This is a genomic window from Mesobacillus thioparans (assembly GCF_965138835.1).
Classification (GTDB): Bacteria; Bacillota; Bacilli; order Bacillales; family Cytobacillaceae; genus Mesobacillus; species Mesobacillus thioparans.
Map to the genome: position 1 here is coordinate 179,076 of NZ_CBCSFH010000004.1, position 20,551 is coordinate 199,626.

22 protein-coding genes are annotated in these 20,551 nt (G+C 43.2%); 9 read left to right on the forward strand and 13 right to left on the reverse strand.

Annotated features, from left to right (window positions below; genetic code table 11):
• Positions 1-86 precede the first annotated feature (86 nt).
• Genes ACNAZ4_RS09480 through ACNAZ4_RS09490 form a run of 3 tightly spaced genes read right to left on the reverse strand, consistent with a single transcriptional unit; the run spans position 87 to position 1,945 of the window.
• Positions 87-569 (reverse strand): AraC family transcriptional regulator, encoded by a 483-nt coding sequence (locus tag ACNAZ4_RS09480; RefSeq protein ID WP_415814053.1) that lies wholly within the window; start codon positions 567-569, stop codon positions 87-89.
• A 57-nt stretch (positions 570-626) separates the two neighbouring features.
• On the reverse strand, positions 627-1,406 hold the full coding sequence (locus tag ACNAZ4_RS09485; protein ID WP_415814054.1) for a nitroreductase family protein: 780 nt from the start codon (positions 1,404-1,406) through the stop codon (positions 627-629).
• Positions 1,407-1,444: 38 nt separating this feature from the next.
• Positions 1,445-1,945: an acyl-CoA thioesterase gene (locus ACNAZ4_RS09490; RefSeq protein ID WP_415814055.1), complete on the reverse strand. Its 501-nt coding sequence runs from the start codon at positions 1,943-1,945 to the stop codon at positions 1,445-1,447.
• Positions 1,946-2,169: 224 nt separating this feature from the next.
• Between ACNAZ4_RS09490 and ACNAZ4_RS09495 the strand changes: the two genes are divergently transcribed.
• Complete coding sequence (locus ACNAZ4_RS09495; protein WP_415814056.1) at positions 2,170-2,565, forward strand: VOC family protein; 396 nt, start codon at positions 2,170-2,172, stop codon at positions 2,563-2,565.
• Between the two features lie 149 nt (positions 2,566-2,714).
• On the opposite strand, the gene ACNAZ4_RS09500 is transcribed toward ACNAZ4_RS09495, so the two are convergent.
• Complete coding sequence (locus ACNAZ4_RS09500; RefSeq protein ID WP_415814057.1) at positions 2,715-3,698, reverse strand: DUF4003 family protein; 984 nt, start codon at positions 3,696-3,698, stop codon at positions 2,715-2,717.
• A 155-nt stretch (positions 3,699-3,853) separates the two neighbouring features.
• Positions 3,854-4,375, reverse strand: coding sequence for a hypothetical protein (locus ACNAZ4_RS09505; RefSeq protein ID WP_415814058.1), 522 nt, complete (start codon positions 4,373-4,375; stop codon positions 3,854-3,856).
• 344 nt (positions 4,376-4,719) lie between these two features.
• Here ACNAZ4_RS09505 and ACNAZ4_RS09510 point away from each other — a divergent pair, with 344 nt between their 5' ends.
• The gene (locus tag ACNAZ4_RS09510; protein ID WP_415814060.1) at positions 4,720-4,875 is read left to right on the forward strand and encodes a hypothetical protein; all 156 of its coding nucleotides are present in this window, start codon (positions 4,720-4,722) and stop codon (positions 4,873-4,875) included.
• Positions 4,876-5,444: 569 nt separating this feature from the next.
• Here ACNAZ4_RS09510 and ACNAZ4_RS09515 read toward each other — a convergent pair.
• Positions 5,445-6,335, reverse strand: a complete 891-nt coding sequence (locus ACNAZ4_RS09515) for an acyl-ACP desaturase (RefSeq protein WP_415814061.1) — start codon at positions 6,333-6,335, stop codon at positions 5,445-5,447.
• A 370-nt stretch (positions 6,336-6,705) separates the two neighbouring features.
• Here ACNAZ4_RS09515 and ACNAZ4_RS09520 point away from each other — a divergent pair, with 370 nt between their 5' ends.
• Positions 6,706-7,044 carry a n-acetylglutamate synthase gene (locus tag ACNAZ4_RS09520; RefSeq protein ID WP_415814062.1) on the forward strand — a complete coding sequence of 113 codons (339 nt, stop codon included), beginning with the start codon at positions 6,706-6,708 and terminating at the stop codon, positions 7,042-7,044.
• Positions 7,045-7,190: 146 nt separating this feature from the next.
• Here the strand turns inward: ACNAZ4_RS09520 and ACNAZ4_RS09525 are convergent, their stop codons facing one another.
• Positions 7,191-7,823 (reverse strand): LysE family translocator, encoded by a 633-nt coding sequence (locus ACNAZ4_RS09525; protein WP_415814063.1) that lies wholly within the window; start codon positions 7,821-7,823, stop codon positions 7,191-7,193.
• A gap of 263 nt (positions 7,824-8,086) precedes the next feature.
• On the opposite strand from ACNAZ4_RS09525, the gene ACNAZ4_RS09530 reads away from it, so the two are divergent.
• Entirely contained in the window at positions 8,087-8,524 is a 438-nt protein-coding gene (locus ACNAZ4_RS09530) for a VOC family protein (RefSeq protein ID WP_415814065.1), read from the forward strand.
• A gap of 176 nt (positions 8,525-8,700) precedes the next feature.
• On the opposite strand, the gene ACNAZ4_RS09535 is transcribed toward ACNAZ4_RS09530, so the two are convergent.
• Positions 8,701-11,916, reverse strand: coding sequence for a M36 family metallopeptidase (locus ACNAZ4_RS09535; protein WP_415814067.1), 3,216 nt, complete (start codon positions 11,914-11,916; stop codon positions 8,701-8,703).
• A 274-nt stretch (positions 11,917-12,190) separates the two neighbouring features.
• Between ACNAZ4_RS09535 and ACNAZ4_RS09540 the strand changes: the two genes are divergently transcribed.
• The 4 genes from ACNAZ4_RS09540 (at position 12,191) to ACNAZ4_RS09555 (ending at position 16,564) form a co-directional block, all read left to right on the forward strand.
• Positions 12,191-13,087, forward strand: coding sequence for a carbohydrate kinase family protein (locus tag ACNAZ4_RS09540; RefSeq protein ID WP_415814068.1), 897 nt, complete (start codon positions 12,191-12,193; stop codon positions 13,085-13,087).
• A 265-nt stretch (positions 13,088-13,352) separates the two neighbouring features.
• Positions 13,353-14,492 (forward strand): YibE/F family protein, encoded by a 1,140-nt coding sequence (locus tag ACNAZ4_RS09545; protein ID WP_415814069.1) that lies wholly within the window; start codon positions 13,353-13,355, stop codon positions 14,490-14,492.
• Complete coding sequence (locus ACNAZ4_RS09550) at positions 14,489-15,244, forward strand: YibE/F family protein (RefSeq protein ID WP_415814070.1); 756 nt, start codon at positions 14,489-14,491, stop codon at positions 15,242-15,244. The genes ACNAZ4_RS09545 and ACNAZ4_RS09550 overlap by 4 nt, the downstream gene beginning before the upstream one ends.
• A gap of 87 nt (positions 15,245-15,331) precedes the next feature.
• Positions 15,332-16,564, forward strand: a complete 1,233-nt coding sequence (locus ACNAZ4_RS09555; protein WP_415814072.1) for an MFS transporter — start codon at positions 15,332-15,334, stop codon at positions 16,562-16,564.
• 2 nt (positions 16,565-16,566) lie between these two features.
• On the opposite strand, the gene ACNAZ4_RS09560 is transcribed toward ACNAZ4_RS09555, so the two are convergent.
• From ACNAZ4_RS09560 to ACNAZ4_RS09575, 4 genes are all read right to left on the reverse strand, one after another.
• A complete protein-coding gene (locus ACNAZ4_RS09560) occupies positions 16,567-17,472 on the reverse strand; it encodes an AraC family transcriptional regulator (RefSeq protein ID WP_415814073.1) in 906 nt (301 codons plus the stop codon).
• Between the two features lie 444 nt (positions 17,473-17,916).
• Positions 17,917-18,753 (reverse strand): STAS domain-containing protein, encoded by an 837-nt coding sequence (locus ACNAZ4_RS09565; protein ID WP_415814074.1) that lies wholly within the window; start codon positions 18,751-18,753, stop codon positions 17,917-17,919.
• Positions 18,754-18,943: 190 nt separating this feature from the next.
• A complete protein-coding gene (locus ACNAZ4_RS09570; RefSeq protein ID WP_415814197.1) occupies positions 18,944-19,327 on the reverse strand; it encodes an ATP-binding protein in 384 nt (127 codons plus the stop codon).
• Positions 19,276-19,503 carry a hypothetical protein gene (locus ACNAZ4_RS09575; protein WP_415814075.1) on the reverse strand — a complete coding sequence of 76 codons (228 nt, stop codon included), beginning with the start codon at positions 19,501-19,503 and terminating at the stop codon, positions 19,276-19,278. Before ACNAZ4_RS09575 ends, ACNAZ4_RS09570 begins: the two co-directional genes overlap by 52 nt.
• A gap of 177 nt (positions 19,504-19,680) precedes the next feature.
• On the opposite strand from ACNAZ4_RS09575, the gene ACNAZ4_RS09580 reads away from it, so the two are divergent.
• On the forward strand, positions 19,681-20,139 hold the full coding sequence (locus ACNAZ4_RS09580) for an NAD(P)/FAD-dependent oxidoreductase (protein WP_415814198.1): 459 nt from the start codon (positions 19,681-19,683) through the stop codon (positions 20,137-20,139).
• 77 nt (positions 20,140-20,216) lie between these two features.
• On the opposite strand, the gene ACNAZ4_RS09585 is transcribed toward ACNAZ4_RS09580, so the two are convergent.
• A complete protein-coding gene (locus ACNAZ4_RS09585; protein WP_415814076.1) occupies positions 20,217-20,519 on the reverse strand; it encodes an EthD family reductase in 303 nt (100 codons plus the stop codon).
• Positions 20,520-20,551 lie beyond the last annotated feature (32 nt).

Consider the following 20,551-nt stretch of genomic DNA (forward strand, 5'->3'; position numbering starts at 1 on the left):
AATTATTATTCGCCACCCGAAATGAATACCCCTTCTTTCCGTTCCTACAAAGAAAAAATGTCACCGATGATTGGTGACACTTTGTTCTAAGACCTTCTCTTCTCAACGGGTATAAATAAATCAACTCTGCATTTCCCTTCAGGATCTTCGGATGGGTTATTCATATTGAATTCCAGGTTATGTCTTTGGTAATCGGCTGCATATTCGCTATTTGGCAGCCATTCGCCAAACATATATTGATAGGCAGAATGTAGTTTTTCAGGTTTTTCATAAAAGGAATACAGCGCATATTCCCCGCCATCCAACTTCCTGAATTCAACATTTTTATGGTCTTCTTTAATAAATCCGTCAGGTAATGTTACGCAGGCATCGTGACGGCAATCCTTGCTTTCCACTTGCTCCGGATTATCCAAGGATATGCCGATGAATGACTGCTGCGGAGGATATAGTCCATTGCTGGCCGCCCAATTGACCAGCGTTCCCCAGTGTTCCTGGGGTTCAAAATAACTCCCCGTACGTCGGACATAGGCTATTTCCATTTCAGGTAAGTTCTTGATTAAGATATTCATTTTTTACATCCTCTTAAAAAAGATTTGGTCTGCCGCTAGTTTTGTGGTTTCCCATCATTATTCATTATTCATGAAGTTCTGTCTCTCCAGATACTTCAGCACGGTTTGTGAAAACTCCTGATGTGATTCCTTCGTATACTTGGCTATCGTGTAGATCTGTGCAAGATTTTTCAGCCCTAATTCTTCTGTCATTTCTTTAAGTTTCGGGACGGCCATGTAGCGGTTCCATCCTTTTTCATTTCGATCTTGATAGATTTCCTGGATATCCTCATCCGAATAATCGCGATACTGATCGTAGTGAACGAGTCCCTGCATTGGCAGCCGATCACGCGGGGCAGGGTTTTCTGCTGGATACCCTAATGAATAGCCAACAATAGGTACGACATTTGGCGGTAAGTTCAGCAATTCACCAATCTGATCACAATTGGCTAGCGTAGAGCCCATATAGCAAATGCCCAGCCCCTCATTTTCCGCTGCTAAAGCACAGTTTTGTCCGGCCAGGGCTGCATCAATGGCCCCAATCATAAAGCTCATGTAATTATCAAACTGTACAGGTGCATCGTTGAGTGCAAGCCATTTCCTCATCCGATTAAAATCAGCACAGAATGTTAAAAGGATCGGCGCATCAACAACCATCGATTGCTCCATATGCGCATGGTATAATTTTTCCTTTAGCTCTTTGTCTTTCGTGACGATGATCGAATACGATTGCATATTGCCGCTGGATGAAGCACGAATACCCGCCTCCAAAATCCGGTCCAGCAGCTCTTGACTAATTTCTCTATCCTCATATTCCCGGATCGATCGGTGCCCGTGGATCACATCATACAATTCCAAAACAAATCACTCCTAATGATCAGTAACTTTTGTTTCTATTATTCTAGTTCAACTAAATATTCGTTCAATCGCTCTTTTGTTTCAGAGGAAAGCGGCGCAGACTTCCTAGTGTGCTCGTCCATTTGCACGATGACGGTTTCCGCCACTGCAGCAAGCTTTCCTTTTTGATAGATTCCTTGAAATAATGAAAAGGAACTGTTGCCAACTCTTGTAATGGCACTGCCGATTTCCACTGTCCCAGGCCATCGTATTTCAGAAAGCAAGTCCAGCTTAAGATTCGCTATGACAAACGACGCGTTTTCAGCATGCAGCGGCTCCTTTGCATAGAGAAGCTCCGTTCTTCCCGTTTCCAGGAATGTTGAAAACAGTGCGTTATTTACATGTCCCTGCCGATCCGTGTCCGCATACCGGATCTTGTCATATGCCTTTAATGGGAAATCCTCATATTCCGGCCTCAACTGCATCACCATCATTCCTCCTGCCTCAATGCTTCTAGATACATTGTTCAACACCTTGACCAATAAATCCTTCTTCAACATTTCTGCTCCTTTATCGAGAGGTGGAAGGACCGTCACAGATGTCGTTTAACTGCGCAAAATTTGTACAGCGTGGAATAGCGCCCATGCTCTCTAAAAAAGGTTAACCTCTAGTACTTGGCAATTTAGTATAAATCATCAGTTTAATACCATAATGAAAAAGGAGTACCCAACAGTTATGTAGAAATACATTCTAGAGGAAATATTTATCTAATTAGGAGGTAATCATGGGTAGATTAATACATTTTGAAATACATGTAGATGACATGGACCGTGCAAAAAAGTTTTATGGTGAAGTATTTGGATGGACATTTGAAGATTGGAGTGAATTTGCTGGTATGCCTTATTTTGGGGCAGTGACTGGTGGTGAAGATGAACCTGGAATTAACGGTGCTTTAGTGCAACGTCAGGGTCCTCCTCCAGAGTCAAACCAGCCTTTGAATGGTTATGCATGCACAATGGGAGTAGAAGATTACAATGCGGTCGAAACAAAGATTCTTAATAATGGCGGCATAGTAGCATTGCCCAAATACGCTCTGCCTGGCATGGCGTGGCAAGGGTACTATAAAGATACAGAAGGAAATATATTTGGCATTCATCAACCTGATGTAAATGCAAAATAGAGTAATTCAATTAAGAAATGGCACATCATTCCTGCCTTTTCTTATTTCATTTTTTCTTATAGATACATAGGTCTGCAGCTGATACTCCTACAATGAATCAGTTGAAAAGAAGCACTGGGACAGGACATCCCAGTGCTTCCAATATTCGATTACTCTCCTCCATTTGAAGAAGCTGCGACTGCTGCACCTGAAATCGCTGCAATCGACGCTGCTTGCTGAGCCTGGATCAGTGTTTCGATTGTCGTTGAAAGGCTGGTTTGAAGCAGGAATGAATGATCGATTTTGTCACTGATGACGAAAGTAACGGCCATCATGAAATTGATGTCTTTCCTCCATTTAAAAAGCTTCTCCTCGTTCAGTTGCTGCCATATTGCTTTTATCTCCGAAAGATTATCGTTCCCTTTTTCAATCAAGGTGAGCAGTGCAATCTGCGGGTAGAACATGGATTTGGGTTTGATTCCTTCTTTTTTCATTCTGTCATAGATTTCAGCGGACAGAGCAACCATGTCATCTGCCTGGCTATCTTCATTCAGGGATAGTATATGGCTCATGCTTTGCAGATCATTTCCTTTCCGGAAACCGTTTTGCGAAAGCTTGCTGTACAAGTCTTCAATATGAAAAATCATCTCATCCGTCGGGCGGTCGTGTTGAGCCAGCATGACAGCAAGCGGATAATCGCTGTGCCCAGTCAAAAACAAATGCTCCTCCCTCATTTTCTTGTAGATTACTCTTGCCCGTTCAGAAAGAGACGTAAGGTTTTCTGGATTTGCTGTGACCATGAGCATGGCCGCAATGTAGGTGAAAGTATTTTTGCTGAATCCTGCTGAGACCAATGCATTGTATGCAGCGATAAACGCCGGATATTGATCTTTGGGATTTTCAAACTTTGTCTCCAGCATGGCGGCAAAGGTAAAACGAGACTCAGAACGCAGTGGCGAAAACAACCCAGACTCCCTTTTTATATAATCCGCAAGCTCCGTAAATCGATCAATATCAAAGGTCCGGTTATTGGAGATATACAAAGAAGCAACCATCATCAAAACCGATTGATCACTAACCTTCCAACGGTATCTCTCTCTTAGCTGGGAATAAATTTGGATATAATCCTCAATACACCTGTTTGCTTTTTCCATAGGAACCTCCATTGATCAGTCATATCTTACATACGGTTCAGAATGGAAAAAGTTTTGTATTTTTATGGCTAAGTACGGTTTAACTGTCCCAAGATTGTCTCACAAAAAAAGAACCACAGGGTACGCCCCCATGATTCCACTTCGCTTTCTCATTTTTAGGATGATGGTGAATTGTTGAACCACTTTTGCAAATCATTCACAAGTTCTGGCGCGGAATCAGCAGAAACTTTCCTGGGTTTGAACCCGCCCAGCTCCACCACTTCAATATGGTCTTCCCCTTCAATCTGCACCACACAATAATCTTCATATGGGGAAGCCTTAATTTCCCTGACATTTTTGTCTTGATAGAGTTCTAGAATGCCTTCAAGGTCATGAGGCGACGGGTACCAATTCTTTTGTTCTACACCCTTTGGAACGTTGCTTGAGGATGCCGATAGCTCCGACCTCTCCTGATGGAGTTGACCATAAATTTTTTGCAGCAAAGCAATGATTTCAGAAAACCCAATGAAAAGCATCCCTATGACAATACTGTAAAACAGGACAGACAAGGCGCCACCCCAATATAGACCGCCCTCTGGTGATTGGGACCCTAATATAAATAGCAGGATAAGGCCGCCGATTATTATGGCAATCCCAATGAATCGTAACACTTTGGCAACAGAACTCTGTTTCTCCACTTGTTCTCCCCCGTTTCATCCCTGGATTTTTTTTATGCATCCCAGGTGGATTATTAAAATCTACTAATCTTACATTTTATGACATCACTAATGAATATTCGATTTCGAAATATAAAATCCTTCTTCCATTGAACCAAGAGGCACAGCGACAGTTCTCGTTTCTCACGCAGGAACTGATGTATTGAGATGAGCCATTTAAATTTTGTTTAGGTCCATGTGTACGGAAAACAATCCCCATGTCTCTTCCACTGAAAATTTTCTCTTTCAGTCAACATAAATTTAGTTTCAACAAATCGTTTTTTAGGTAAAAGTATCTAAAACTTTCATCACAGGAGGCGTCTTATTTGGCGAAAGAGGAAATAGTCATTTATCAAGGAAAAGAATATGCTATTGTGCATCAATATGATTCTGGCTATGTGGAAATCAGAAAGCTAACAAGCAGGAGCATTGAACTGGTACACGAGTCGGAATTAAAACCACTCAGTAATTCTGATTCCTAGAAAAATGGTGATTTCATAAAAATAAGACGCAGAAACCTTTCCCTAAGGAGGAAAAAAGCCCTTTTTGTGACCTCTTCACCATGCCAAAGGGTATCTTTATTGGTGAAAGATATCCTTATGAAGCCTCCCTTCCTTGCATAAGGGTATCTTTATTGCCGAAAGATGACCTTATGAAGCCTCCATATCCTGCATAAGGGTATCTTTATTGCCGAAAGATGCCCTTATGAAGCCTCCATATCCTGCATAAGGGTATCTTTATTGCCGAAAGATGCCCTTATGAAGCCTCCATATCCTGCATAAGGGTATCTTTATTGCCGAAAGATGCCCTTATGTGACCNCCAANCNACGCCAAAGGGTATCTTTATTGCCGAAAGATGCCCTTATGTGACCCCGAATCCACGCCAAAGGGTATCTTTATTGCCGAAAGATGCCCTTATGAACCCCCATCCCACACCAAAGGGTACCTTTATACACGAAAGATACCCTTATGAGAACTCGAATCCCCGGAACCGTCCCCTTATCACATAGTTAATAAAAAACCAGCGGAGCTCGCCCGCTGGTTTAACTGATCACTTTGTTTTATAAAACCTGTCCCTAACCCTTTTTAAACGGGCATGATACCTCAGGATATCAAGCCTGGCTTTTTCAGCTTCCGGTGCAATCGGCCGCAGCTTTTCAATTTCCCAGTAGTCCACAATGACATCTAGTACCTGATCGAAATATTCCAGTGGGCCGTAATTGGCTTCCTTGGCAATGATGGACATCCGGTCTTCGAAATCAGGCATGACGGCACCGGGCATTTTGAAGTTCATGATGACATTCCCCAAGTAGTAGCAGTAATTAGGCTCTAGTTGCAGATGATATTTTATGACATCCCGGTAAAAGGCGTAATGCAACGTCTCGTCCTTTGCCAGGCGCCGCAGCAGGCTGGATAAATCCCGATCGTGCGGGCCTGCTACCTTTGCCACATTATTATAAAAGACCATGGTGGCCAGCTCCTGCAAAGAGGTATAAACCATCGTCTCAAATGGCGTATGGAAATCAGGGTTCCAGCCATTTTCAACGGTTTGCTTATGCAGCTGATGGAGCCGGTTCGGATTGACATTCCGCGTGATTAATAGATACGTTTCCAGCAAGTTTGAATGCTGATCCTCTTCTGCTGTCCAGGTATGGACAAAATCCTTGATGACCGTTAACGATCCTTTGAAGGTCTGATCCAGATAAGACGTAAACCACGGTAAATTCACTTCCGTTAAAAGAGCTGTTTCAACAGCGATGATGACGGATTCAGGCAGTGTCACCTGGCTTTCGTCCCATGGTACACGCCTGAAATCCTGCGCCTTATCCCACGGTAAAAATTCATGATAGCCCCAGTCTATTTTCTCAGCTCTCTTCTTATGCTCCTCATATAACTCCCTTACCTTGGGTTCAAGTCTGAAATCTAAATGGTTAGTTAGCAAAGTACACCCTCCATGACGAATAAAGTTTGTTTCATAAACCGAAATCCAATCCTGAAAACTTTTTACAACTAACTTATAGGACCTGTTACTAATTTAACTATATCATATTAACACTATAGAAAACTAAGATTTAAATTCTTCTATTTAATTCCGGGACTTTTAGCCTCTGTTACTAATGGAGGTTTCAGGTCCTTTACCGAACCAACGACGCGGCGAAAAAGAGATTGAATAACTGCATTGTGTTATATGGGATTTGCCATTTATGATGTAAATATGGAACTATCACATATAAAGTCATTTCAATAGTTGTATTCTTCTTGGCCGTAACTAAGATAGAAACATTAACATATTAAATAAGGGGAGAAAAAATATGATTAGTTATCACAATCGTACATTTGTATCAATTGATAATACTGCTAACGGGGAAGTATCTTCCAAAACAACCTTTAGATATAAGCAAGAAGGGAATATTATCTCAGCAACGTACAGTGGTGGAGAAATTGTCAAAGGCTTACTAATTGGTATTGTTAAAGAAGATGGATGTTTAACGTTCAGGTATAACCATATTAATAGGAAAAATGAAATTAGGGGAGGAGAATGTGTTTCAACTCCTGAAATCCTGTCTAACGGCCGGATTAGGCTGTTTGAGAAATGGAAATGGCTAGATGCAGAACAAACTGAGGGAACTTCAATTATTGAGGAAGTTTAAATATAAATTCAATAGTCCTGATTAAACAGCGGAGGCCATTGTTCGATAATGGCAGTCGCATTACAGCCTTGCGGAAGAATAGGATATTTTATTTATCCAACAAAAAAACCCCTTGATATCATTAAAATCAAAGGGTCTTATCCATCTTAATGATGAGCCTTTTCAAGAGCCAGTTTTATACCAAAACCTATCAGTATTGCACCTGTGATTCCTTCAATTATATTTTGAGTTTTAGGTTTTTTCATGAAGGCGCTAATTTGATTGATTAAGGAGACATAAAGCACAAACCACGCAGCAGTCAATACAGTATAAGTGATGCCCATCATAAGGAACGGAATAAAGGTATTACTTCCAGGTTCCACGAACTGAGGCAAAAAGGTTAAGAAAAAGACAGCAACTTTGGGATTTAGAATATTGGTAAGGAACCCTTGTTTAAAACAAGATGCGTTAACATGCTGGGGTTTTGTGACCACTTCAACGGTGGCTGCTTCTTCCTTTTTTCTCAAAGACCATAAAGTCCTGACACCAAGATAAATTAAGTAAACAGCACCTGCGAATTTGAAGATAGAAAATAATAACGCTGATTTTACAATAATTGCCGAAAGTCCTAATACAGCAGCAGTAGTATGGATTAGAAGGGCGCAACAAGTACCTAAAACTGTTTTGAACCCTCCGATTCTCCCTATGGCAACCGTATTTTTTGTCGCAATGGCAGTATCCGGACCAGGTAAAATAATGAGAAAAATACACATGAGGACAAACAGATAAAAGTTTTCCATTTAACTACCCCCTTTTTGGTGGCGATAATAGGTAATTCTTACACTGTATTATCTATAAACCGTATTATTAATCGAACATAATTCTTATTGATTTGTTAAAAGATCCGGTGATTTTGCCCAGGAAGGATTAGCACCTTATGTATTGACATCTCTATTGTGCTATCGCACAGTTTGTTGAAGAAGGATTTCCGTTTTAAGAATTGCAAATAGTCCCAGCACGTCTACAGGTTTTGAAAATATCAGGAAAAGAAGAGGTATGAGATATGAAGATAAAAAGAATCGATCATGTAAGTATAAATGTAAATGATCTTGCAGAGGCTAAAGCATTTTTTATTGATTTAGGACTTGAAGTACAGGCAGAATGGGAAATGGCTGGAGAACAGTTGGACAGAATAGTTGGGCTTACTGATGTTAAAACGACATGTGTAGGACTTGGGATGCCAGATGGTGAGGCATGGATAGAGTTAGTCAAATTTCATACGCCATCCGATGAAAAAGGGATTCAGCAATCTTCCGCTAATACGCTAGGTATCCAACATATTTGCTTCACTGTTGAAGATATTGAAGCGATTGTTGCCAAATTGAAAAAGAGGGGCACGGAAATCTTTAGTGAGATCCAGCAATATGAAGAAAGTTATAGGTTATGCTATGTTCGTGGTCCAGAGGGAATTATTTTAGAGTTGGCGGAGAAAATTGGATAAATCTTCAAATACTTAGACTTTTTAAAAATTCCCCCTTCAACTAGAGCGGGTGCGTTCCCTTCAAATTCTATGCAATATAACAACCAACAAAAAAACAGCATGCTAAATCCTTTGCGATTTAACATGCTATTCCGGTTGTTATAGCATTGATCATACTCCGAAAGGCTTTCAGATCCCTAATAAGGACTAGCGGCTGTAAAAGTAAACGGTACATTTGCTCCCGAATATAATCCGACATACACATAGCGTGTGCCGCCCGGGATGACCCCTGTTTCGTCAGCCCCAGATGTGGCGACACTTCCAATCAGCTCAAAGTTCTTATTATAGAAGTAGACATCATAGTCATATGACCCATCATTGCTTCCCTGCAGTGTGAAGTTATGGATGCCGTCACCATACTGCTCCGGCAGGGTCACAACATATCCATCTGCCCCCTGGGATGCCGGCTCTGGATTTTGCGTTGTCACGAACTCATTCTCTGTAATGGCGAGAGTCGCTGGTACTCCTGCCAGACTTCCGATTCCTGTTCCTGCATTCCCTGCCTGAACCGTGCCTTCGGCTACAAACGGTGCTTCTGGTTCTAGTTTAAGCGGTTCAATCTTTGATTTTTGCTCAGAGAAGGCTTGAACCTCGGCCACTTGAACAAAGCCTTTTACATTGTCCTGCGCATCATGCGCGACAAATCTAAGGTATTTTGCCTCTACTGGCTGTGGAAGATCGATTCCCTGGTAGTGAAGGTCGGCTATTGTTGGTCTAGGCTTTCCAGCTTCAAACTTCCCTTTCCAGACGGTTGTGAAGTTTTCACCGTCAATTGAAGTTTGCAGGCTGAAGTTTTTCAGTGTGGCAAATCGTGAGCCTGAGATATCCTTCATGGCACTCACTTGAACATGAGAAATTTCCACCGGCTCATCTCCTGCAAGATCAACGGTGAAGTCCGCACCAAGGAACCCATTTTCTTGCGTATTTGAGGCGAACACACTTGCTTCCGTATCGTCAATCGCAAACTTAACTGGATTGCTGTCTGATGATCCAGATACGTTGGAAATCGATGCCCCGTTAAAGGATGAGGCGACGTTTGGTCCAATTGTGAACGTTAACCGGTTCTTTTCCCCTGCCTTGATGGCTACATCACGAATGGTCCTTGATCCAAAACCTTTTGCCTGAATGGTAATGTCATAGGTTCCTTCTGCCATATATGCGCCAAAGTCACCCTTTTGCCCAGATACCGCAATCGGGCTTGTTCTTGCCTCGAATTCACCGATGATGATTCGTGCATCCTGGATCGGTTTATTCGTAGCTGCGTTAACCACCTTCCCAATCAACTGCCCATTTCGCTGTCCATCTGGATGGTTGAACCCTGGAACTGGATCTGTATCATCGCCGCCCTTGGATAATGCATTGGCCCCTAAGCCGCGTTGTGCGAATGCGGTCCATAGAGCATCATAGTGCTTTCCGTCATAGCGTTCAAAATCTGCGGCAATTATGGCGGTTCTCATATCTTCCATCGATGGGTCAGGAACGGAGATTGGCATGGCATCCATGACAAGGTGCTCGATGACTGATTCCGCTTCCGTTTTCCCTAGTCTATCAATCAATGTATCTCTTACATGCCATAAAATCGCTGCCCAAATATCGCCGTCTGAATGAACCTCTGGGCCGCCAACATCATAGCCAACATCCCCATAATTGTATGGTGCCTCATCAAGTGCATAACTGCGGATGCCTCGTTCTGCGTTCCCTGTCACATATGCTCCAACAATTGGCTTTTCCTGCAAGCCTTTTTTCACTAGATAGTGCATTCCAAAGAAGTCGCCCCAGCCTTCGCCCATCGAACCTGATTGATGGCTGCCGAGTGCTTCTCCGCCTGCAACGAAACGATTCGTCAGCGCATGGGCGTATTCATGATAAATGATCCCGGCATCAAAATCACCATCTGCATACTGCCCTTCGAATGACCCTGGTATCGGTTCCCAAAGGAACATTCCGCTCCATGCCGGAATTCCGTCTGGCAGCGTCAGCATGTAGGCATTATCTCGGCCAGTATATGTTGGCTCCCCGCCTGACAGCGCTCCTGCCTGGACAAGGCCTAAGACTGCATCGCCGTCCACTCCGCCTTTTCCGAAGTTCGAAAGCTGCAGATTCCCCGCCGCTTCTGTCCATCCCAGGTTGTAGAAATAGTCGTGGAACAGATTATGATGGTAAAACAAGTTCGTCGCTGCACTGTTTAAGTCCTCTGCATAGGATGGAGGTGTCGTTTGCCCATTTGTCTTTTGCCAGGAGTTTTTAAATATGAAGCTAAAATCGCCGTCTAATGCCAGTGGACGGACAGCCTGATCTACCGGAACCAAAAAGTTGCTCCAATTCGCATACGAGTTGGCGTTGTTTCCGAAGGTCGTCAATCCCAAGCTTGTGCCCGGAATCAACCATCCTTTTGGTGACGCCTTTGGATCTCCTTTAAATGACTTCGCAACCTGTTTTCCGCCAACTGTTGCACCAGGGTAGTTCTCAAAAATCAGCCCCTCGGTTTCGAGTAGATAATCAACGAGCGAACGTTGATATAAAAGTTTGCCATTCGCGGCATCAATCACCATCTCAAAACCTTCATTCAACTCCTTGATGAAAAGCACTCGAAATGCTGGACGGACACCCTCTGCCGTTATAAAAGCAGCTTTCTTCACTCGCTGCTCAGCCGGCAGCACACCTGCTCCAGCAAAAACGTCCCAGCCTTTTTCCGAACGTAACAGCTTGGGAACAAAGCTTACATTTGGCAATTCCAAATCCACAGCTTTCTTTAACGCATCTGCTGCTGAAAGCTGGAAGTCTGCAATCTGGCCTGTTTTACGGCTTAGGTTTCCTGCTGCGGAAAGGATTTGGCCATCTTTATTGACGGCGATGATCACACGTCCTCCGTACACTGACTCAATACCATTGAAAGTCTGTTGGAGGGTAACAGGATGCAGCCCTGTTCCAGGCATTTCAAAATTTTTGCTGACGACAAATGAGTCAATGTCTGAGGCTTGAAGACCATATAGCGCCGCATTTTCCTTTAACCAGTTGCGAGCAATTGTCTCCGCACTCTCATTGGAAGGAGCTGTTAAATATCCCTTTTCTTTCATAATGGTCGATGGGGTACCAAATACCGCGTTCCACTTAATCTTCGTTCCCGTTCCCACTGATCTCACCAGTATGTTCGCGGCATCTAGCTGTTTCTGATTTGGCAGAACACTGTCTACCACATTTCGGACATCATACAAATGGGACTCATGGTCTTCTTGGATTCCCTCTGCAGTCACAGGGCCTTTTACCTGTTCAGCATGGATACCGCTTGTTAACAAAACCTGGCCAGCAAGCAGCGTCGAACATACAGCCGTCACGAGATTTCGTTTTCTCATTTATACATAACCCTCCTCGAAAAATCTTGTTTCAAGGAAAGAATACGTGAGTCTCCTTCGTTTTACCTCTCATGCAAGGGCAAAATACATACTATAGGTCATGAAAATACTACTAAGAAACTATGGAGGATAGGACTTGTGGATAGGTTACAGAGACGGTTTGTGCCGGGACACCCGGACGGTTCTCAGGTCCCCTATGTCTCACATGCTTTTAAGCAGCTTAATTAGCTGGTAAACTATTCATAAATCTTTTACGGACGGAAGGAGCAACACTTTGAATAAGCATGGGATTATATCATTGGGCGAAGTAATCGTTGATTTGATTGCGACGGATCTTTCCAATACAACGTTTCAGCGATTATTAGGGGGAGCCACTGTTAATGTGGCAGTCGGGGTTAGCAGACATGGCATTCCATCGTATTATTTATGCAAATTGGGAAGCGATGAAAGCAGTGAATTTGTTAAGGGGCAATTAACGAAGGAAAAGGTTGATCTTTCTTTTTGTTCTTATGATTTCAATAAAGAAATCTGCTCGGTTTATATCCACTTAAATGAGTTGGGAGAACGGTATTTCCATTCGTATGTTAACGAAACGCCCGATGAGTGGATCACTGCGGAGGAGCTTGATCTTGAACCGTTTCAAAAAAGCAAGCTGTTTTACTTTGGTTCCGGCACTCTTTTTCACCCAATTGCTAGAAAAACAACGGAACAGGCTATCCACTATGCCCGAGAAGAGAATTTAAAAATTGCATTCGACACTAATATCCGGCTGAAACGGTGGGAAAGTGAGAATCAGTGCAGGGAAACGATTCTCTCCTTTGTGCAGAAGGCCGATATTGTAAAAATGACGGAAGATGAATTGCTGTTTTTAACAGAAACAGACACTATTGAAACCGGGTTGGAGCATATGGCTAAATTGGAGATCCCTTACCTCTTTGTAACTAGAGGAAAGGACGGAGCATACGCTATCCATAAAAATAAGATCGAGCATGTCCCTGGAATTCCGGTAAATGCAATTGACACAACAGGTGCCGGTGACGCGTTCATGGCGGCCCTCCTATCCCGTTTTCATGACAATGGTGTTCCTAACAACGAAGCTGAATTAACGGAGTACACTGAGTTTGCCAATAAAGCCGGAGCGCTATCTGCCACTAAATTGGGGGCATTATAAATAGGAAAGTTCGCGTCTCACAACCACATTTTATTACGACGCCGACGGACCTTATGCTCCCCGTGTCTCTCCAGCCCCCAATTCAATTTGACTTAAAGAAAACACTACTGTTACTATGTTTTTGTAATGATAGGCTTGTTTATCGAAACTGGAGCCGTTGTACCCACCTCATTCTGGAGAATCGTGATTTGGTTACAATCATTTGAATTGCACCTCTTCAATTGACGAAGGTGCTTTTTTATTTTTGAAATTCTGGAGGTTTAATTTGAATCCGCTCAGTAATCTATTTAATAAAGTGTCTTACAAGCAGATCCTTTTTGTGGCCTTGTTTGTTCTTTTGATCGCGGCGACTATTATATTCGTCCATCATAATTATTTCCTGTATGACCGCACGATTGTGAAGGTGGTTGAGACAGAACTGGTCGAAAAGACGGAAGTGGAAAATTCGCTCGGCAACAAGGACTATCTTTTTACCCAGCGGATAACCGCGGAAATAAAAAACGGCGATGAAAAAGGCAATCCTATTTTTCTAATGAATGAATTTTCCAACTCGAAAGCGTATGATCATGAATTCGAAGCCGGGGACGAACTGTTCGTGGATATTGATTCGACATCAGTGGATACAGGAGAATTACAGGGTACCATCAAGGACGTGAAACGCGATAAATATCTTCTGTATGTGGCATGGGTGTTCGTTCTCGTGCTATTGATGGTCGGAAGGAAGCAGGGGATATTGTCGATCATCAGTCTGGTGATCAATGCCATCATTCTTTCGTACGCGCTGGACATCTATCTGTCCCACCCTCATTGGAGCCTGCTGCTGATCTGCAGTTTGGCTGTTGTTCTTTTTACCGTGATTTCCTTATTGCTGGTTAATGGCTTTAATGAAAAAACCTATGCTGCCGTCATTGCAACGCTTCTGGGAACTTTTGCTTCCCTGTTCATCGTCTGGCTCGTCCTATGGGGAACCTCGGAAAAAGGGCTGCGTTACGAGGAGCTTCAGTTTATTACCCGGCCGTATAAGATGGTGTTTCTCTCGGGTCTGTTCCTTGGATCCCTTGGAGCGATCATGGATGTCGCGATTACGATGTCTTCTTCTATTTTCCATATGTTCGAAAAGAACAACAACATACCAGTCAAGGCGTTGATCAAATCGGGAATGGAAATTGGCAAGGACATCATGGGAACGATGACAAATATTTTGTTCTTTGTCTATGTCAGCGGCTCAATCCCGATCCTGATACTTTATTTTAAAAATGGTTCACCATTGGGCTATTCTCTTTCCATGAACCTTTCGCTCGAAATGGCCCGAGCATTGGCAGGCGGAATTGGAATCGTCCTGACCATCCCAATCGGTCTCTATGTGACCATCTTTTTCATCAATAGAAAGAGGGCTCGATTATGAATGCTCTAGTTGTGCTGGGTGCCATTTTATTTATCTTGATGGCCGTAATTGGAAGAGGCAAAGGCGTGCGTTCCTTCTTAGCAATCTTCTTCAATTTCAGCGTCATTTTCATTGCCATCATTTTCATGAATGACCCAAAAGCGAATCCGATTATCATCACGTTAATCGCCTGTATTTTCATCAGTGTCATCAATCTGTTTTACATCAATGAAGTGAACAAGAAAACAAAAACGGCGTTCATCTCAACGGTGATTTCAACGATTGTTTTGCTTTTGTTTATTTTTATCATTGCCGATCTGGCCAGAATCCAGGGCTTTGGTGAAGAAGAAATCCAGGAGCTCGGAGCGTTTTCCCTTCATATTGGGGTAGATTTCGTTAAAATTGCCGTATCGGTCATCATCATGAGCACGATTGGCGCGATAACCGATGCCGCGATGGCAATTTCATCGCCGATGCGCGAGATTCATTATCATAACCAGGATATCAGCAGACAGGATCTGTTCAAATCCGGATTAAGCATCGGCAAGGATATTTTGGGGACCAGCACCAATACATTGTTCTTTGCCTTCTTCGGAAGTTATCTCGCCCTGCTGATCTGGTTCAAAGACCTCTCCTACTCAACAGGAGAAATCATCAATTCGAAAATCTTCAACGCAGAGATGATTACCATCCTCTGTGCCGGAATCGGCGTGACCCTTGTCATTCCGATTACATCCTGGATTACCGCCTATTTTTTAGTTGCAAAAAAGTGAACCATACAACAGCAGATCCAAAAACCGCAAATTTGGAAAAGAAATCATCTCCCGCCCTCTTTATAATCTTTTTAGGGGGAGATGATATTGACTTTTATCAAAAAAATGGACTCATATCGTGTCTATATCTATACAAGGTTTTGGTCTCAGTTCTTTTTTACATTTATCTTTACGGTTAACTTGCTGTATCATGTGAAGGTCGTTGGGCTTGATCCCTTGCAGCTGGTCCTGGTGGGGAGTGTTCTCGAGGCGGTTGTGTTCCTGTTTGAGATTCCGACTGGGTTTGTCGCGGATTTGAAGAGTCGCAGGCTTTCTGTGATTATTGGGTACTTTTTGATTGGGGCTGGGTTCCTGATTGAGGGTTCGTTTCCGTATTTCGCAGCCGTTTTAGTGTCTCAAGTTCTCTGGGGAATTGGCTACACATTTACAAGTGGTGCGCATCAAGCGTGGATTGCCGATGAGATCGGAGAAGATCGCGCTTCCCAGGCGTTTGTGAATGGAGCTAAGGCTGGCAAGCTCGGCGAAGTAATCGCGATTCCTTTGAGTATGCTGATTGGTTACTATTTTATGGTCAACCTGCCGATCATCATTGGCGGATTATCCATGGTTGGTTTGGCTGTTTTCTTGCTCCTTTTTATGAAGGAAGAGAACTTCAGACCTGTCCAACCTGAAAATACATCCACTTGGACGACGCTGAAAAGCAATATGAGCCAGATGGTCCGTTACACAAAGGCCAGTTATCTGATGCGGATTCTTTTCCTGATTGCCTTGTTTTTCGGGTTATATAGCGAAGGATTTGACCGGCTATGGATTTCTCATTTTCTTGAAGAAACCCATCTCGCCTACTTGACGGAAGGAAATTTAGTCATCCTGATCGGCAGCATCAATTTTGTCGTGATGCTCCTTTCATTTGTTTGCCTTCATTTTATCAGCCGCAGTTCTATCCATCATCACCTGAACACCATCTATGTTTCCTTACTGATCGGATGTGTTCTGATTATCACGTCGCTGACCGGCTTTGCCCTTTCGACTGGTATCGTCAGTTTGCTGTGCTTTTACCTGATCATACAAGGGACAAGGTCTGTCATGGCACCACTTGAGGATACATGGCTGAATAGTATGATTCCAGATTCATCGACACGTGCTGCTTTCTTTTCGGTAAAAGGCCAGGTTGATGCAATCGGCCAAATTAGCGGAGGGCCGGCGGTCGGATTGATTGCCGCCAATTTTTCGATTAAAGTCGCCATGATTGCCAGTGCCCTAATTTTAACGCCAGTGATCTATTTCTATCAATTGGCCATAAAAAAATCTCGAGGATGATTTCATTCTCGAGATTTTTCTTTGATTGGAATATGAATCTCCATATATACCTTTTTAAAATCCCAGTAATGACAATGCTCATCATAATATTCAAAGTCAAAGCCGTTTTCATCCACTTCATAGGATGAGTGCGGAAACCAATCTTCCAGTATGTATCTCCACGTCCCTTTGATCGCCGCAGCGAAATGGTCAACTTCCACCAAAGGCGTCCGGAAAATCGCATAGACAGCCTCTGGGATTGGGATGGCGGTCAATCCTTCGGGTAAGTCTGTCTCATCATCATGGTCTACAGCAAATATGTATCGGCACACGTCATCATCAAGGCTGCGGCTCAAATTGATGCAATACTCCCCATGCTTTTTTGGCGACAACTCTTTATATAAGTACGTTTCAATCGAACCATCTGTCAATCCTTCCTGCTCCCAAAAGGCCGGCACGTTTCGGTCAGCAGGGAAATTCTCGATACTGAAGATTTTTCCGGCGACATTAAAAGCATTCCGGCGGAGAATTTGAGGCTGTAAGACAATGCCCCCCGTGTTCTTTTCGTGAAGGCTCATCAGATCCAGTTTTTGCGGCAGCGATGTCGGGCCATGCTCCTTATAAAGACTCGGCGGACTTCCAAAACACTTTTTGAACTCCCTCGTAAAGCCAGAATGTGTTTCAAACCCATAATCCATGGCAATCTCGATGACCTTTTTCCCATTCACCAGTTCATACAGCGCAAACTGGAGCTTCCTTTTCACCACATAATCCATCAAGGTATAACCCGTCTGCTTCTGAAAAACCCGCGAAAAATGAAAAGGAGAATACCCAACCATTTTTGCCAGCTGTTCAGCACTAAGTTCCTCTTTAATATGATCCTCTATATAATCAACGACACGTTGAAGCAAAAGTAACTGCTGAATCATCCTCACCACTTTACGGTTAATCTCTGTCTTCTCCCTTACAATTTTACAAAACTTTCAGGACATGCGGAAGAATGAGATGCCAGAAGCGCCCTCATGGCTGAAAGATGCCCTTATGTGGACCGATAACCGCTCCAAAGGGTATCTTTTTCGGGGAAAGGTGCCCTTATGAAGCACCGATCACCACCCAAAGGGCTTCTTTATCACCGAAAGATACCCTTGTGTAGCACCATTCACCACCCAAAGGGTATCTTTATTGCCGAAAGGTACCCTTATGTGACCTCAAACCCTTCCCAAAGGGTATCATTATCCCCGAAAGATACCCTTATGAAGCCCATCCTCTAAAAAATAAAGGCTCTCCTGGTCATTTTACGATCAAGGAGAGCCTTAGCTCGGAAATAATATTCACGTCATGTCACCATCTATCATTTTTCACTGAAACATCACTTAAGCGATCTTCACGTTCAACAATTTTTCCATAGCAAGATGCACGCTGGAGGTTACTGGGATGGCTGAAACGTTCACGCCTAAATTGACCATTGTTTGTGCGATTTCTGGGCGTATGCCGGAGAGAATTGTATTGATCCCTACGAGTGACAGCGCCTTTACTACTTTAAAAATCCTGTCCGCTACCATGGTATCTATGATCGGCACACCGGAGAGGTCGATGATTAAATGCCGCAATGATAATTCACTGCCTTTTATTAGGGCTTTGTTCATTAATTCTTGGGCTCTCTGGGTATCGATATCTCCAATGATCGGGAGTATGCCAATCTGATTGGAAATTTTGATGACGGGAATGGACAGTTCCAACGCTGAAGCTTCAGCTATATTTATCCGCGTGAAAAACACTCGTGTGTAAGAGATGCTTAACCAGTGTACGGCGCGGTCAACGACGGCATCAAAGTTTGATATTAAATCGTAAAATTCGGCGATCGGCAAATTAAGCTCTACAGCTTCGTCCTTGATGATAAGGCCTATAAGATTCCGATAGTCCCTGACTTCATCAAGAGCGATTTCCAGAGGGAGGTTGTAGTTGACTAAAGTATCCACGGCTTCCCGTCCCCATTCTTTTAATACTTTAAAAGAAGTCTCTAAATCACTTGCAACAGAAAGTGCATATATGTTAATGATGTCCTCACGCCACTCTTGCAGCTGCGAGTCAATCTTAACGGAAGTCTGATGGGAATTAAGCTCAGTTTTATGTTTAATGAGCCTTTGTTTTTCTGAAAGAATTTTATCAGATATACTCTGGAGATGATCAATTTTCATTTGTTCACTCATGGCTTCTCACTCCCTTGAAAGGTATAGTCCTATTTAGGATAACATATCCATTAAATAGGAATATACAATTGGTTTTTTGTACCAATTGTTCTATATAATGGAGCGAGTTCAAGTGACAGGAATCGACATCCTGCGTCTCTTCCCTTCCATAAAAAAGAAGCATAAGACGCGTCGTCTTATGCTTCTACCATTAGCTCTTTAAAATCGGCAGGCTGATGGTCACCGTTGTCCCTTCATTGATCTTGCTTTGAATGGTCAGCTGTCCTTTGTGGGTTTCGATTAATTTCTTGCAAATCATCCAGCCAAGCCCGATCCCTTTTTCATGATTGGCATAATGGGGTTCACCGAGTGTTTTCAGTCTGTCTGGGCTGATTCCTTTTCCGTTATCCTTGATTGTTATATTGACACAGTCGTTTTCGGTGGCTGCTTCGATCGCTACTTTTGCAAAAGGAAGGTTTTCGATGGAATCCATGGCGTTTTCTATTAGATTATCCAAGATATCGATCAGCTGCTGTTCGTTGCCTAGCAGCTCGTCTCTCGCGTCAGCCCTGTTGCATCTAGGCTGAGCCTGGATTCTGTCTCACGATTTTTATAGACCGCTTCTTCGAGCAAATCCACTATTATGACTGGATTAAGCTGTGAATTCCCTTTCCTGCCCAGCTGTAAAATTTGCTCAATGAATTTTTCAATATTAAGAATCTCTAATTCCATCAATTGATAATAGTGATCAGGAATCCGGTCGTTCATCAATTGCAGGAACCTCCGCCAACAATCAGAACATCACATTTCACATCCTCCTCTAACCGAGGATAGGACGGAGGAGAAGGGAATGTTCCCGGCCAATAATACGTTACCAGACATAATATCCATGTGTTTCCCCCTAACTAAAAAAAGACTATAGATATTATTTCCTTTCTTTTAAATGGCATTCAGGGCAGTTCGGCTTCGCAATGTGCCTATTATCTTGCGGACTCTGGCTTGAAAGTGGCTGTGATTGAGAAAGGGAGGATTGGGAGCGGCAGCACGAGTTCGAATACGGCGCTCATTCAGTATTCTGGGGAAAAAATGTTCACGAACCTGATCAATTCCTTTGGCAAAGAGTATATATCAAGGCATTTGCAGCTGCTGCGGGAAGCGATCAATGAAATAGAAGCAACTTCAATGGCCGCTGCCATCCCTAGTGAATTTTCGCGGAGAGATTCGCTTTATTCTGCAAGCTGCAGTGAGGATGTCGAAACGCTGAAAAAAGAATACGAATTTTTAAAGCAGCAAGGCTTGAACGTGGATTTTCTTTTAAAAGAAGAGATTGAGGAGAGATACCCCTTCAGCAGGGGTGCGGCGATTTATTCCTATGGCGATGGCGAGCTGAACTGGACAGGCCGCTGATAGCGAAGAAATAAAAAGCTTACCTTCCTAATAATGCACAAAGGGACACCCATTCGGTGTCCCTTTGCTGCCCATAGCTAGTCGACAATTGCTACTACCGGTGGCTTATTCAGATAAGTGACAAGGTTTTTCACGTCTGCCTGCACTTCCTGGAATTCAGGAGTTGCCAGCGCCTGGGTCAGGACTTCTGGATTTTCGAACTGCAATTCAGCGATCAAGTATAATTTTTCGTCCGTATTCATGGCTTGCAGCACACGATGAACCTCAGCCCCTTTTAAATTCGGGACTTTCTGGACGAGCGGAATATGAACGTCAAAATAGTGCTTTTCAAATCCTTCCTGGTCCTTCGGTTGATCATATATAACTATCATTTTCGCCATTTTCATCCCCCCTAAAATATTCAAGAACTAAT